Genomic DNA, 14,223 nt, shown 5'->3' with positions numbered 1-14,223 from the left:
GCCGTGTTCGTCTACACCACCGGGGTCAACGTCGTGGAGCGGCCCGACGGCGTGAAGATCGGCGCCTGCTTCATCGCGGGCATCATTGCCCCGGCCACCGACGAGCGGGCCACCGCCCTGGCGCGGCTGGGCGAGATCCGCGCCTCCGCCGACGCGCACGCCGTCTCGGTGGCGTGCGGGGAACTGCCGGACGCGGTACGGGCCGCCGCGCGCCATGTGCTGGAGGAGGCGGGCCGGCAGGAGCCGCCGCTCGTCCTGGACTACCTGGCGCTGGTGGACCCGCAGGACTTCACCGAGGCCGGGCCCGGTTTCACCGGGCGGGCCGTGCTGGCCGTCGCCGCCAAGGTGGGGACGACCCGGCTGATCGACAACATCCCATTGGAATTCGGAGCACACTCGTGAGCACACCGGGCAGAGGCATCCCGTCGGGCGGTACCGGCATACGGCTGCACGCGCCGGCCCCCGGCTGGTCCCTCGACGCCGATGTCGTGGTCGTCGGCTCCGGCGTGGCGGGGCTGACCGCCGCGCTGCGCTGCGCCGCGGCGGGCCGCCGTACCGTCGTGGTCACCAAGGCGCGGCTCGACGACGGTTCCACCCGCTGGGCGCAGGGCGGTATCGCCGCGGCCCTCGGCGAGGGCGACACCCCCGAACAGCACCTGGACGACACCCTGGTCGCGGGTGCGGGGCTGTGCGACGAGGAGGCCGTACGGCTGCTCGTCACCGAGGGGCCGGACGCGGTCCGGCGGCTGATCGCGACGGGCGCGGTCTTCGACACCTCCGCGGAGACCGGGGAGATCGAGCTGACCCGGGAGGGCGGCCACCACCGCCGGCGGATCGCGCACGCGGGCGGCGACGCCACGGGCGCCGAGATCTCCCGCGCGCTGGTCGAGGCCGTGCACGCGGCGGGCATCGAGACCGTGGAGAACGCGCTCGTCCTGGATCTGCTCCAGGACGCGGAGGGCCGTACGGCCGGGGTCACCCTGCACGTCATGGGCGAGGGGCAGCACGACGGGGTGGGCGCCGTGCACGCGCCCGCCGTGATCCTCGCGACCGGCGGCATGGGCCAGGTCTTCTCCGCGACGACCAACCCGTCGGTGTCCACCGGCGACGGGGTGGCGCTGGCCCTGCGGGCCGGGGCGGAGGTCTCGGACCTGGAGTTCGTGCAGTTCCACCCGACGGTGCTGTTCCTCGGCCCGGACGCGGAGGGGCAGCAGCCGCTGGTGTCGGAGGCCGTGCGGGGCGAGGGCGCGTACCTCGTGGACGCGGACGGCGTGCGCTTCATGACCGGGCAGCACGAGCTGGCCGAGCTGGCGCCGCGCGACATCGTCGCCAAGGGCATCATGCGCCGCATGCAGGAGCAGGGCGCGCGGCACATGTACCTGGACGCCCGGCATTTCGGCGCCGCCATGTGGGAGCAGCGCTTCCCGACCATCCTGGCCGCCTGCCGCGCGCACGGCATCGACCCGGTGACCGAGCCGATCCCGGTGGCGCCCGCCGCGCACTACGCCTCCGGCGGCGTCCGCACCGACCTGCACGGGCGGACCACCGTGCCCGGCCTGTACGCCTGCGGTGAGGTCGCCTGCACCGGTGTGCACGGCGCGAACCGGCTGGCCTCCAACTCGCTGCTGGAAGGGCTGGTGTTCGCCGAGCGGATCGCCGCCGACATCACCGCGCAGGCCCGCACCTGCGGCGGCCCCGGTATACCGGTGCCCTCGACCGGTCCGCTGCAGCCCGCGGGTGCCCGGTACGAGGTCCAGCGGATCATGACGGACGGCGCGGGCGTGCTGCGCTCGGCGCGGTCCCTGGCGGCGGCGGCCGAGGCCCTGGAGGGGCTGTACGCCACCGCCCTGAACGAACTCGAAGCGCACGGCAAGACCGCCGAACCGGGTGTGGACACCTGGGAGGCCACGAACCTGCTGTGCGTGGCGCGGGTCCTGGTCGCCGCCGCGCAGCGCCGCGAGGAGACCCGCGGCTGCCACTGGCGCGAGGACCACCCGGACCGGGACGATGCCCGGTGGCGCCGCCATCTCGTCGTCCGGCTCTCGGCCACCGAGAGGCGGGCCCTGGTCGTCGTACCGACCGATTCCGCGGACTTCCCGTCCGTGCGTCCCCTGAGCACCCCGAGCCTGGAGCAGTGACCGTGAGCACCCCCGAACTTCCCCTGATCGACCAGAACGACGGCGGCTGCGGCGACGACTGCGCCTGCGGCGACGGCGAGGAGACCGGGCTGGACCCGGCGCTCGCCCAGCTCCTGGAGGAGGCGGGCCTGGACCCGGTCGAGGTCGAGGACATCGCGCACATGGCGCTCTCCGAGGACCTGGACGGCGGGGTCGACGTGACCACCGTGGCCACGGTGCCGGAGGAGGCGGAGGCCGTCGCGGACTTCGTGGCGCGCGAGGACGGGGTGGTGGCGGGCCTGCGCATCGCCGAGGCCGTGTTCTCCGTGGTGTGCACGGAGGCGTTCGAGGTGGAGCGGCACGCGGAGGACGGCGACGCCGTCAAGGCGGGCGAGGTCCTGCTGTCGGTGCGCGCCCGCACCCGCGACCTGCTGACGGCCGAGCGCAGCGCGCTGAACATCCTGTGCCGGCTGTCGGGCATCGCGACGGCGACCCGGCGCTGGGCGGACGTGCTGGAGGGCACGAAGGCCAAGGTCCGCGACACCCGCAAGACCACGCCGGGGCTGCGCGCGCTGGAGAAGTACGCGGTGCGCTGCGGCGGCGGCGTCAACCACCGGATGTCGCTGTCGGACGCGGCGCTGGTGAAGGACAACCACGTGGTGGCGGCGGGCGGTGTCGCGCAGGCGTTCACGGCGGTGCGCGAGGCGTTCCCGGAGGTCCCGATCGAGGTCGAGGTGGACACGATGCACCAGGTCCGCGAGGTCCTGGACGCGGGCGCGGACCTGATCCTGCTGGACAACTTCACCGTCCCGGAGACCGAGGAGGCCGTCACGCTGGTGGCGGGCCGCGCGGTGCTGGAGTCCTCGGGCCGGCTGACCCTGGAGACGGCCCGCGCGTACGCGGAGACCGGTGTGGACTACCTGGCCGTGGGCGGGCTGACGCACTCCTCGCCGATCCTGGACATCGGCCTCGACCTGCGCGAGGCGGTGTAGCGCCGTGCTCCTCACCATCGACGTGGGCAACACCCACACGGTCCTGGGCCTGTTCGACGGTGACGAGATCGTCGAGCACTGGCGCATCTCGACCGATCCGCGGCGCACGGCCGACGAGATGGCCGTGCTGATGCAGGGCCTGATGGGCACGCACCCGATGCTGGGCAGCGAGCTGGGCGACGGCATCCACGGCATCGCGATCTGCTCGACGGTGCCGTCGGTCCTGCACGAGCTGCGCGAGGTCACCCGGCGCTACTACGGCGACGTGCCGGCGGTGCTGGTGGAGCCGGGCATCAGGACGGGTGTGCCGATCCTGATGGACAACCCGAAGGAGGTCGGCGCGGACCGCATCATCAACGCGGTCGCGGCGGTCGAGCTGTACGGGGGCCCGGCGATCGTGGTCGACTTCGGTACGGCGACCACCTTCGACGCGGTGTCCGCGAAGGGCGAGTACGTGGGCGGGGTGATCTCCCCGGGCATCGAGATCTCGATGGAGGCCCTGGGCGTACGGGGCGCCCAGCTCCGCAAGATCGAGCTGGCGCGGCCGCGGCACGTGATCGGCAAGTCCACGGTCGAGGCGATGCAGTCGGGCGTGATCTACGGCTTCGCGGGCCAGGTCGACGGGGTGGTGGCCCGTATGGCGAAGGAGCTGGCGGGCCCGCACGGCGACCCGGACGACGTCCGCGTCATCGCGACGGGCGGCCTGGCGCCGATGGTCCTGAACGAGGCATCCGTGATCGACGACCACGAACCCTGGCTGACCCTGATCGGCCTCCGCCTGGTCTACGAACGCAACGCCCCGAACTTCGAGTGAGGCAGTCGGGGCGGCCGCACCCACGGCCGCCCTCCCGCCACCGCGGCCGGGGTACGAACAGATCTAGTCCAGGGCGGCCAGTGCGTCGAACAGGGCGCGGCCCTCGGCGGCTCCGCGGCGCAGCAGCACTCCTGCCACGGTGTGCAGTTCGCCCCACGCGTGCGGTCGCCCCAGTTCCGCAGCGTCCGGCACCGCCTCCAGTGCGGTCGTCAGGGCTGCCCCGGCCTCGCCGGCGCCCGCGTGGGCGTGCGCCAGGCACGCGCCGTACCAGGCGCGGTCGCGGCGGTACGAGAGGCCGAACCCGACGAGACCCGCCGTCAGGTTCTGCACCGCGCTGCCCCACCGGCTCAGGTGCAGGTCGGCCATGCCGCGCTGGGCCGAGAACCAGGATTCACCGTAGAAGTACAGCCACGGCGGGGCGTCGGCGGCGCCCGCGATGATGCACTGGGCCTCGTCGAGCCTGCGGTACGCCTCGTCACCGTCGCCCGCCAAGGCGTGCCCGCGGCCGGCCATCTGCACCGCCATGGCCCGGGTCGCCTCGCTCGCCCCCGCCGTGGAGGCGGCGGCCTCGCCGAGCCGGACGCAGCGCCGCCCCTTGCCGCCCGACCATGCCAGGTGCGCCTTCATACTCATCGTGGTGGCCGCCAGGTCCGCGTACCCCGACTCCAGCGCCCAGTCGTAGGAACGGTCGAACCAGCCGAGGGCCACCGGGGCGTTGTCCTGGTCCTGCGCCATCCAGGCAAGGAACTGCGCGTACTCGGCCATCACCTTCACCAGGCGGTCCGCCAACGGCCCGCGGGCCTGCCCGTAGAGCCCTGCCACCTGCCGGAACTGGGCGGCCACCACACCGGACACGGCGTGAGAGCCGAGGGTGTCCTCCGCCCTGCGGTGCGCGGCCAGTAAGCCTTCCAGCGAATCCAGCGAGGCGGCGTCCAGGCGGAGTCCGCCGTGCTTCACGCGTGTCAGCCGGTCCGCCGCCGCCTCGGAGACCACACCCGGCAGGACGAGCGAGGGCAGGGGCAGCTCCTCGGCCGCACCGCCGGTCAACTCGGCGGGCACACCCAGCCCTTCGACGATCCTCTGCCGCACCTCCACCGAGGTCACCGCGCGGCGGCGGTTCTCGATCGCCGAGACGTCGGGCTGGGCCAGACCCACCAGTGCGCCGAGTCTGCTCTGGCTGGCGCGGGTCAGGGTCCGCCAGGTCCGCAGCACCGCCCCCCAGTCACCCGCCGCCACCGCGGCACGCAAACCGGGGTGTGCCCACACGTCCAGGTCCGGCTCCATCCCCGCAATATAGGGCGGCCCTATAGGACGCGGCAGTGGATCGGCGCACGACGCGAAGGCCATGGTGGTGGCCCGTCGGACCCCTATCGGGAGGAGCACCACCATGAGCGCCACGTACGACGCGAACAGTGACACCGGAACGGCCGAGGAGCAGGTGACCGCCGTCGACCTGGGTGACGCCGCCGACCTGACCGAGGGTCAGGGCGGTGGCAGCAGCGAGGACAAGCGCCGCGCCTACAACTCCTGATCCCGACCCACCGAGCGCGGTCCCGGGCCCCGGCCCGGGGACCGCGCTCGCCCCACCGGACCCGGAGGACACCATGCCTGTCGGAGGATTCAGCACCACCCGCCCCGGCCTGCCGCGCCCGTTCGGCGCCGACACCGTCATCCCCTCGTCATCGCTGTGGCGGACCGGTGGGACTCCCGTGCGCACCGCGCAGCGTCCCGGCCGCCACGTCCACATCATCGGTCCGTGCGGGGCGGGGGGTGAGGAGATGCGGGCCCTTGCCGAACGGCCGTTACCCGCTCGGGTGGCCTGGCAGTGGCCGGGGGCGTACGCGGTCGTGGAGGAACTGGCGGACGGCGTGGTGCTCCACACCGATCCGGCCTCCGCGATGCCCCTCTACGCCGTCGCCTGGAGGGGTACGTGGGCCTGGTCGACCTCGGCCCGCCACCTGGCGTCCCTGGCGGGCAAGGGCATCGACACAAAGCGGCTGGCGTGCGCCGTCCTCGCCCCGTCCCTGCCCATGCTGGCAGGCGGCCGCTCCTTCTTCGCCGACGTACGCCGGCTCCCGGCCGGCAGCCGTGTCGGTCTCCCCGCGAGCGGCGGCCCGTCCACATGCAGCACCACATGGCGTCCCGATCCCTTCACCGGCCCGCCTCCTTCCTTGCGGCTGCGCAACGCCCTGACCGCATCGGTGAAGCTGCGCGTCCGGACCGACCCGGCCCTGTCCAGTGACCTCTCCGGCGGGCTGGACTCCACCACCCTCGCCGTCCTCGCCTCCCGCGCGGCCGACGGCCCGGTCGACGGGGTGACCGTCCACCCGCAGGACGTATTCGACGGTGCCGACCTCCACTACGCGCGCCTCGCCGCCGAAGCCTCCGGGGGGCGCATCCGCCACCGGCTGCTCCCGCTCGGCGACGAGCACCGCCCGTACACCGGGCTCCTGGAGGTTCCCGTGACGGACGAGCCCGCCCCCTCCACGCTCACCCAGGCCCGTCTCCGGACCCAGCTCCGCTGGATGCACCGCACGCTCGGCACACGTACCCACCTGACCGGCGACGGCGGGGACAGCGTTCTCTTCCGGCCCCCCGCCCACCTCGCCGACCTCATCCGCCGCCACCGGTACGGCCGGGCGCTGCGGGAGGCGGCGGGCTGGGCGCGGCTGCGCCGCACTCCTGTGGCCCCGCTGCTGCGTGAGGCCGCCCGGATGGCCGCCACCGGCCGGGAACACGCCTCGGCCGGACTCGCCGCCGAGCTGACCGGCGGGAAGGAGGGCGGCCGGCGGCGCGGAGACCTCGGATGGTTCCCCGTCCTCCCGGTACCGTCCTGGGCGCTGCCCGGCGCCGCACACCTCGTCGCCGAGGCCGCCGAGGAGTACGCCAGCGCTCCTGACCCGCTGCCGGGGCTGGACGCCTCCGTACGCGTTCTCGTGGAGGAGATCAGGGAGGTGGCACGCACGGCGGCGGCGGACGCCGAACTGGCGGGCACCTGCGGGATCAACCTGCACAATCCCTTTCTCGACTCCTCCGTGGTGGACGCGGTGCTCCGTGTGCCGCTCGACCAGCGCCCGCCGCTCCACGCCTACAAGCCGCTGCTGACCCGGGCGTTCGGCGACATCCTGCCTCCTGCGCTCACGGCCAGGACCACGAAGGGCTCGTTCGAGGCCGACCACTACAGCGGGCTGCGCGCCGCGCTTCCCGGACTCCTCGCCAGCGGAGGCGTACGGCTGGCCGGGACGGGCCTGCTCGACCGCGGGCGTCTCCGTGAGCAGATCCGCCGGGCCGCCGCCGGGGTACCGATGCCCCTCGCCGCGATCGAACAGGCCCTGGCCGCCGACGCCTGGCTGCACGCCGTCGACACCTCCCCCGCACCCGGGTGGGCCGTACCCCTGGCCGGAAGGGCGGTGTGATGCGGAGGTCCGTCGACTTCGGGCACGTCCAGGTCGTCGTCGACTACGACACCGGCCGCGTCCGGTGCCTGATCCCCGCCGCACCCGGCCCGACGACCGCGCCGACGGCGAGCTGGGGCAGCGCCGAGCATCCGGCCGGGCTCACCCGGCCGCGCGGAGCCCGGAGCCCGGCGGCTGCCGCCGCCCTCGCCGCCGTCTGCGCCATCAAGGCGGCGGGAGACCGGGGGACCGCGATGAGGCGGCTCACCGGTGCCATCCGCGCCGCCGCCTCGTTCACCACGGAGCCCGCCACGCCCGAGCAGGCGACCGCGGCCGTCCATGCCGTCCGCCGCGCCGCCTGGTACTCCCCCGCCCGGACCGCCTGCCTGGAAGAATCCGCGGCGGTGGTCCTCCTGCTCGCCCTGCGGCGCCGTTCCGTCATCTGGTGCCACGGTGTCGCGCCCGACCCGGTCAGGCTGCACGCCTGGATCACCACCCACGACGGGACCGCGGCGGCGGAACCCGCATCGACCGGCGCCTACACGCCTGTCCTCATGATCGGAGAGCACCCGTGACGCCGTCCGGACCGACGCTGTGGATCGCCAGTGAGAGCTGCGGGCTCGGGCCCTACCGGGCCGATCTGGTCGAGACGTACTGGGGGTGGGAGCAGGATCCGGCGTTGATGATCGGCTACGGGCGTCAGGCACCGGAGTCGTTCGAAGCGCGGGCGGAAGGGTTGGCCCGGCAGCTCCGCGGTGCGAATGTGCGGTTCACGGTCTACGACCTGGCCGGCGACGGGCCGGTGCCCGTGGGTGTCACGACGCTGCTGCCGGACGACGCCGTGCGGACGGCCGAGTTCGTGATCATGATCGGCAAGGAGGCCCGCGGGCGGGGGCTCGGCACCGAGGCCACCCGTCTGACCTTGGATTATGCCTTCCATGTGAGCAACTTCCGCATGGTCTGGCTCAAGGTGCTGGCTCCGAACGCCGCAGGCATCGCGGCGTACGAGCGAGCCGGGTTTCAGCGGGCCGGGGTGGTGCGTGAGGCCGGGTACTGGCTGGGGGAGGTGTGCGACGAGGTGGTCATGGACGCGCTCGCCAGGGAGTTCGCCGGGCCCTCCGCGGTCAAGGCGCTGTTCGACGTGTAGGCGCTGGCCACCGCCCCGTTCAGCACGGGCGGGGGCGGTGGAGGAGGCGGTGGAGGGCGGCGCGCCAGGGGTGGCGGGCCTCCGCGCCGTCCAGGACCGCGCGGAACTGCTGGTCGGAGCGGATCCCGCGGAGGACGGCGACGTCGTCGCGGCCCGGGGGCGGGGGCATCGGGGCGTTCTGCTGGGAGGCCCGCCAGGTGTCGATGAGGTACTGCTCGATCGCTGTCATGGCTCAAGCCTCACCCCGTCGGCGGCATCCCGCACGACAGTTGACGTTCCCCGTCAATCGTGCCGGTGGGAGGCCGGACCGCGGCCTGTGTGATCACTCGGGTGGGCGGCCTCCGCGGAGCCCGTCGGGGGGCCCTCGTACCGCTCCGACGTGCGGGGACGGACAGAATGGGGCGATGAGCGTCACCATCGACATCGCCGGGCTCGACCCCGACCGGATCTCCTTCGCACCCTCCCCGCTCGCCGAGCTCTGCATGGCCCTGCACGCGCTCTCCCAGCCCGCGCACCACCCGCGGCTGGCCTCGTGGACCGCCGCCACCTCCGCCTCGCTCGATCCGTGCCTCGCGGACCGGCTGCTCGAAGGCGACTTCATGTGGCGCAGCTCCTTCGCCGACATCTTCATGGCCTTCGCCGGGGTGCCCGGCGGGACCGGGCTGCCCGCCGCGACGCTGGCCGGGGAGCTCGACGTACTCGACCGGATGGACGACGACCGGTTCGTGGCCGCCGCGCTGGAGCACTGCTGGCTGGCGCTGTACGACGAGGGCGGCTTCCCCTCGCCGCTGCGCGACCCGGCCGCGCGGGAGCGGGCGCTGGCGGCGGCCGCCGCGCGCGGGCCGCGTCAGCTGGACTTCTCGCTGCGGCTGCTGGACGACCCGGGCGCCGTACGGGTGTGGCTGCGGCGGCTGCTGGAGGACTGCGACGAGGCGTTCTTCGCGCAGACGTGGAAGCGGCTGGAGCCGGGACAGAGCGCGGACGCCCGGCACAAGGGCGAGCTGCTGCGCCGCAAGGGGCTGGCGGCGGCGCTCAAGGACGTCTCGACGGCGCTGAGCGTCGACGAGGGACTGACGACCATCACCGCCGACAAGATGGTCCACGGGACCACGACGGCCACCGATCACCGAATAGGCGACGGCCTGGTCTTCGTGCCGACCAACTTCGGCTGGCCGCATCTGCTCGTACTGCACGCGCCGGGCTGGCGTCCGGTGGTCCACTATCCGCTCGGCACCCCCGGACCGGCCTCCCCGCCGGGCTCGGTGGAGCTGCTCCAGCGGCGGATGGAGGCCCTGGCGCACCCGATGCGGATGCTGCTCTGCCGGAGCCTGGCGCGGGCGCCGTACACGACGAGCGAGCTGGCGACCGTGTACGGGATCACCGCGCCGGAGGTGTCGCGGCATCTGTCCGTACTGAAAAAGGCGGGTCTGATGCATACGCGGAGGCAAGGCCGTTATGCCCAGCACCAGTTGGATCTGGCCGCGGTCGCCCGGATCGGCTCGGACTTCATCGAGGGAGTCCTCCGGTAGGGCGGAAGCGCAGGTGGGCGGCTTGTTCCGGGCGCTGTCGATTCTCCGATATACGGAATTCATAAACCGGAATCAGCGAAAGCTCTGGCCATCAAGGCCAGTTGCTGTCTAACGTGCGACCACCGCTCCCCCACGTATCGCGCACCGCATCAGCAAGACGATGGGCCATGTTCCGCCTCGCTGTGCCCAGTTGTGCCCGTATCACCGCGTCATGCCTGACGTAACCGCTGTATCCGCTGTATCCGCTGTATCCGCTCCGCCCTGCCCTGCTCGCCTCTGTCGTGGAAGGACCTTCATGCCCTCACGTCGTATAGCCGCAGCAACCGCCGCCCTGGCAGCCGCGGCCCTCGTCTCCCCTCTGCTCGTCGCCGGGCCGGCCGGTGCCACCGGCAGCCCGCAGAGCGACGCCGCCCGGGGTGACGCCCTGGCCCGCAAGCTGGTCCAGGACGCGACCGGCAAGGGAGCCTTCAGCCACCTCAAGGTCCTGCAGTCGCTCGCGGACTACAACAACGGCAACCGGGCAGCCGGTTCCAAGGGGCACGAGCAGTCGGCCAAGTACGTCGAGGCCGTACTCAAGGGGGCCGGGTACCAGGTCACGCGCAACGAGTTCGACTTCGTGTACGTCGAGACCGTCGAGGAGAAGCTGACGGTCAACGGCGCGAACGGGCGGGACGTCCCGATCCACCTGATGTCGTACACGGCCAACTCCCCCGAGGGCGGTGTCACGGCCCAGGTCGCCGTCGCCCCGGTCGACGCCGACGGGACGAACGGCTGCGAGCCCGGCGACTTCGCCGCCGGCGCCTTCACCGGCAAGATCGCCCTGGTCAAGCGCGGCGGCTGCACCTTCGCGGTGAAGCAGCAGAACGCCGCCGCGGCCGGAGCGGTCGGCGCGGTCATCTTCAACAACACCGCGGGCGCCCTCAACGGCACCCTGGGCGACCCGGCCGCGGGCAAGGTCCCCACCGGCGGCATCACGCAGGAGGACGGCGAGCGGCTGACGGCCGAGGCCGCGGCCGGACCGGTCGAGCTCACCCTCGACATCCGGCAGCTGCGCGAGAACCGCAAGACGTTCAACGTCATCGCGGAGACCCGCGGCGGCGACGAGAACAACACCGTCTTCCTCGGCGCCCACCTCGACTCGGTCGCGGCGGGCCCCGGCATCAACGACAACGGCTCCGGCTCGGCCGGCATCCTCCAGGTCGCGCAGCGGCTCGCGAGCAGCCAGACGAAGGTCAAGAACAAGGTCAAGTTCGCCTGGTGGTCGGCGGAGGAGTTCGGCCTGCTCGGCTCGGAGGCGTACGTCGCCGGGCTGACGGAGGCCCAGAAGAAGCAGATCAAGCTCTACCTGAACTTCGACATGATCGCCTCGCCGAACGCCGCGTACTTCGTCTACGACGGCGACGACTCGGACGGCGTCGGCTCGGGCCCCGGCCCGGAGGGCTCCGCCCAGATCGAGAAGGGGATCACCGACTTCCTCGACTCGAAGAAGATCCCGCACGCGGGCACGGACTTCTCGGGCCGCTCGGACTACGGGCCCTTCATCGAGGTCGGCATCCCGTCCGGCGGCACCTTCACGGGCGCCGAGGGCATCAAGACGGAGGCGGAGGCGGCCAAGTTCGGCGGCCAGGCCGGTGTCGCCTACGACGTGAACTACCACGGCGCGGGTGACGACATCACCAACATCGACCAGAAGGCGCTCGACATCAACGTCGACGTCATCGCGAACGCGGTCGGCCACTACGCCCACGACCTGGCCCCGCTCTCGAAGCCGGTGGTCTCGACGCCGACCCCGGGCGGCAGCGGTGGCGGCGGCGGCCTCCACACGGGCCACGACGAGGTCACGCAGTAACAGCACCCCGGCACGCCGGGAGGGGCCGGGATCCGCCCGAGGATCCCGGCCCCTCCCGCGTTCCTCACCTGCTAGGAGGCCCCGAGCCCGTCGCCCGGCCACGGCACGATGCCCTTCGGCTGGAGCAGCCAGACGAAGGTGCCCAGGCCCGTGCGGGAGGTCAGTTCCGCCGCCTCCCCCGCCGAGGCCAGGGCGCGGACGTAGGCCGCCGGGTCCGAGGAGGCCAGGGCGAGCGGGGGCCGGGTGCCGGAGACGCCGAGGGCGGTCAGGGCCTCGCGCTGGGTCAGCAGGACCGCCCCCGGCCCCGCGCACGCGTCCAGCGCCACATGCGCGGTGACATCGCAGCTGCCGTCCGGGACCGGCGGGACCTCGCGGCCCGCGCGAAAGCCCGTCAGGGTGCCGTAGGGGGGCCTCGCCTCCCGGGTGTGCGCGTAGTCCACGGCGACGGCCAGGCCGCGTTCCAGGGTGGCGGTGGCCGCCGCCCACGCCTCGTCGCGGGCCCGGCCGATCTCGGCGCGGCCGCCGCCGGGCCACCAGCGCTCCAGCCAGTCCCGGTCGGCGGGGCCGAGGGGGCCGCCGGGACTCTCCGTACCGTCCGGCGCGACCAGCACGTAGCGGCCGTCCTCGGCGATCTCCAGGGGGACGTTGTCCAGCCATTCGTTGGCGAAGAGCAGGCCCGTGGTCCCGGCGGGCGGCTCCGCGCCCCAGCCGATCCGCGGATCCAGCCCGGCGGGCCGCTCCGCGCGCTCCACCGCGTACGGGCGCACCCGCGCGGCCGTCCCCGGGTCCAGCGCGCCGAGCACCCCGGTCAGCAGCTCCCCGCGCCCGGCCCCGATGTCGACCAGGCCGAGCCGGTCCGGGTGCCCGAGCCGGGCGTCCACCTCGCGCAGCAGCCGGGCCACGGCGGCGGCGTACAGCCCGGAGGCGTGCACGGAGGTGCGGAAGTGCCCGGCGGGTCCGGGGCCGCCCGGGCGCACGTAGAAGCCGCCGGGGCCGTACAGCGCGGCCTCCATCGCCGCACGCCAGCGGACGGGGGCGGGGGAGGCTCCGTCGGTGCTCATCACCGAAGGCTATGCTCACCCTCCACCTTGGGGAGTACGCCCCCGGCGCCAGGTTCGGACCTCTGGTTGACTCCAGCACCTATCTCCGTTCCCTACTCTGGGTGACGTGCAGCGCCTCTACGACTTCCTCCGCAGACACCCCACGGGCGTCGACAGCTTCTGGGCCGTCGTCCTCTTCGCGGTGTCCCTGCTGAACGTCTCCGAGGAGTCCGCCCTCAGCCCCAGCATGAAGTTCGCGGCCGTGCCGGCGGTCCTCGCGCTCAGCACGGCCGTGGCCCTGCGCCGCAGGTGGACCCAGGCGATGTTCTGGCTCACCCTCGGCGCCGGCGTCTACCAGCTGGCCCTCGGCATCACGGCCGGGTTCTGGGACCTCGCGATGTTCGTGATCCTCTTCACGGTCGCCGCGGGCGACGTCCCGCGCTGGGTCTCGCGCACCGCGCTGGGCTGGGGACTGGCCGCCGCACCTCTGTATTTCCTGCGCTACGGCGTGGACAAGGGCACCAGCACCGTCGACAACGTCCTCTTCGCCGTCTTCATGATCGTCCCCTTCGCCCTGGCCTGGGTGCTGGGCGACTCGCTGCGCACCCGGCGGGCCTATTACGCCCAGCTGGTCGAGCGCAACCAGCGGCTGGAGAAGGAGCGTGAGGCCCAGTCCAAGGTGGCGGTGGCCGCCGAGCGCGCCCGGATCGCCCGCGAGCTGCACGACGTCGTCGCGCACAACGTCTCGGTGATGGTGGTCCAGGCGGACGGCGCGGCGTACGTCATGGACGTGGCGCCCGAGCAGGCCAAGGAGGCCCTGCAGACCATCTCCGGCACCGGCCGCCAGGCCCTCGCCGAGATGCGCCGGCTGCTGGGCGTGCTGCGCACGGGCGAACCGCAGGAGGCCGAGGACTACGTGCCCCAGCCGGACGTGGAGCAGATCGAGGTGCTGGTCGAGCAGGTGCGGGCGGCCGGACTGACGGTGGAGTTCGAGGTCGAGGGCGCGCCCCGGCGGCTGCCCACGGGCGTGGAGCTCACCGCGTACCGGATCGTGCAGGAGGCCCTGACCAACACCCGCAAGCACGGCGGACCGGACGCCCGGGCCAGTGTCCGGCTGGTCTACTTCGACGACGGGCTGGGCCTGCTCGTCGAGGACGACGGCCGGGGCGCGGCCCACGAGCTGTACGAGGACGGCGGCGCGGACGGCGCCGGGCACGGGCTGATCGGCATGCGCGAGCGGATCGGTATGGTCGGCGGAACCCTGGACGCGGGGCCGCGGCCCGGCGGCGGCTTCCGGATCAGCGCACTGCTCCCTTTGAAGAAGAAATGACGAGGACGAG

The 14,223-nt window shown here is 73.3% G+C and carries 14 protein-coding genes; 11 read left to right on the top strand and 3 right to left on the bottom strand.

The features are described from left to right. The 4 genes from ABZ873_RS27295 to ABZ873_RS27280 all read left to right on the top strand — a co-directional run. The coding region (locus tag ABZ873_RS27295; protein ID WP_360877042.1) for a pantoate--beta-alanine ligase at positions 1 to 402 on the top strand (402 nt) is incomplete at its 5' end. Further along, positions 399 to 2,138: an L-aspartate oxidase gene (locus tag ABZ873_RS27290; protein WP_360877039.1), complete on the top strand. Its 1,740-nt coding sequence runs from the start codon at positions 399 to 401 to the stop codon at positions 2,136 to 2,138. The genes ABZ873_RS27295 and ABZ873_RS27290, both read left to right, overlap by 4 nt. A 2-nt stretch (positions 2,139 to 2,140) precedes the next feature. Beyond that, on the top strand, positions 2,141 to 3,109 hold the full coding sequence (gene nadC, locus ABZ873_RS27285; RefSeq protein ID WP_360877035.1) for a carboxylating nicotinate-nucleotide diphosphorylase: 969 nt from the start codon (positions 2,141 to 2,143) through the stop codon (positions 3,107 to 3,109). Positions 3,110 to 3,113: 4 nt separating this feature from the next. Beyond that, the gene (locus tag ABZ873_RS27280; RefSeq protein WP_360877032.1) at positions 3,114 to 3,923 is read left to right on the top strand and encodes a type III pantothenate kinase; all 810 of its coding nucleotides are present in this window, start codon (positions 3,114 to 3,116) and stop codon (positions 3,921 to 3,923) included. A gap of 63 nt (positions 3,924 to 3,986) precedes the next feature. Here the strand turns inward: ABZ873_RS27280 and ABZ873_RS27275 are convergent, their stop codons facing one another. Further along, positions 3,987 to 5,207 carry a helix-turn-helix domain-containing protein gene (locus tag ABZ873_RS27275; protein ID WP_360877029.1) on the bottom strand — a complete coding sequence of 407 codons (1,221 nt, stop codon included), beginning with the start codon at positions 5,205 to 5,207 and terminating at the stop codon, positions 3,987 to 3,989. Between the two features lie 103 nt (positions 5,208 to 5,310). On the opposite strand from ABZ873_RS27275, the gene ABZ873_RS27270 reads away from it, so the two are divergent. From ABZ873_RS27270 to ABZ873_RS27255, 4 genes are all read left to right on the top strand, one after another. Then, complete coding sequence (locus ABZ873_RS27270; RefSeq protein WP_360877026.1) at positions 5,311 to 5,454, top strand: albusnodin family lasso peptide; 144 nt, start codon at positions 5,311 to 5,313, stop codon at positions 5,452 to 5,454. A 73-nt stretch (positions 5,455 to 5,527) separates the two neighbouring features. Beyond that, complete coding sequence (locus ABZ873_RS27265; RefSeq protein ID WP_360877023.1) at positions 5,528 to 7,339, top strand: albusnodin/ikarugamycin family macrolactam cyclase; 1,812 nt, start codon at positions 5,528 to 5,530, stop codon at positions 7,337 to 7,339. Beyond that, entirely contained in the window at positions 7,339 to 7,893 is a 555-nt protein-coding gene (locus ABZ873_RS27260) for a lasso peptide biosynthesis B2 protein (RefSeq protein ID WP_360877020.1), read from the top strand. The genes ABZ873_RS27265 and ABZ873_RS27260 overlap by 1 nt, the downstream gene beginning before the upstream one ends. After that, positions 7,890 to 8,465 (top strand): GNAT family protein, encoded by a 576-nt coding sequence (locus tag ABZ873_RS27255; RefSeq protein ID WP_360877016.1) that lies wholly within the window; start codon positions 7,890 to 7,892, stop codon positions 8,463 to 8,465. Before ABZ873_RS27260 ends, ABZ873_RS27255 begins: the two co-directional genes overlap by 4 nt. A gap of 19 nt (positions 8,466 to 8,484) precedes the next feature. Here ABZ873_RS27255 and ABZ873_RS27250 read toward each other — a convergent pair whose 3' ends face one another. Beyond that, positions 8,485 to 8,694, bottom strand: coding sequence for a hypothetical protein (locus tag ABZ873_RS27250; protein ID WP_360877013.1), 210 nt, complete (start codon positions 8,692 to 8,694; stop codon positions 8,485 to 8,487). A 175-nt stretch (positions 8,695 to 8,869) separates the two neighbouring features. Between ABZ873_RS27250 and ABZ873_RS27245 the strand changes: the two genes are divergently transcribed. Beyond that, positions 8,870 to 9,994, top strand: coding sequence for a DUF5937 family protein (locus ABZ873_RS27245; protein ID WP_360877010.1), 1,125 nt, complete (start codon positions 8,870 to 8,872; stop codon positions 9,992 to 9,994). Positions 9,995 to 10,289: 295 nt separating this feature from the next. Beyond that, entirely contained in the window at positions 10,290 to 11,843 is a 1,554-nt protein-coding gene (locus tag ABZ873_RS27240; protein ID WP_360877007.1) for a M28 family metallopeptidase, read from the top strand. 71 nt (positions 11,844 to 11,914) lie between these two features. On the opposite strand, the gene ABZ873_RS27235 is transcribed toward ABZ873_RS27240, so the two are convergent. After that, a complete protein-coding gene (locus tag ABZ873_RS27235; RefSeq protein WP_360877004.1) occupies positions 11,915 to 12,904 on the bottom strand; it encodes an SAM-dependent methyltransferase in 990 nt (329 codons plus the stop codon). A gap of 106 nt (positions 12,905 to 13,010) precedes the next feature. Here ABZ873_RS27235 and ABZ873_RS27230 point away from each other — a divergent pair, with 106 nt between their 5' ends. After that, positions 13,011 to 14,213 carry a sensor histidine kinase gene (locus ABZ873_RS27230; RefSeq protein ID WP_360877001.1) on the top strand — a complete coding sequence of 401 codons (1,203 nt, stop codon included), beginning with the start codon at positions 13,011 to 13,013 and terminating at the stop codon, positions 14,211 to 14,213. Positions 14,214 to 14,223 lie beyond the last annotated feature (10 nt).

It is taken from the genome of Streptomyces sp. NPDC047014 (assembly GCF_040644195.1).
GTDB lineage: Bacteria > Actinomycetota > Actinomycetes > Streptomycetales > Streptomycetaceae > Streptomyces.
The sequence above is the reverse complement of the archived record's forward strand: the minus strand, read 5'-3'. Positions and strand labels throughout refer to the sequence as shown.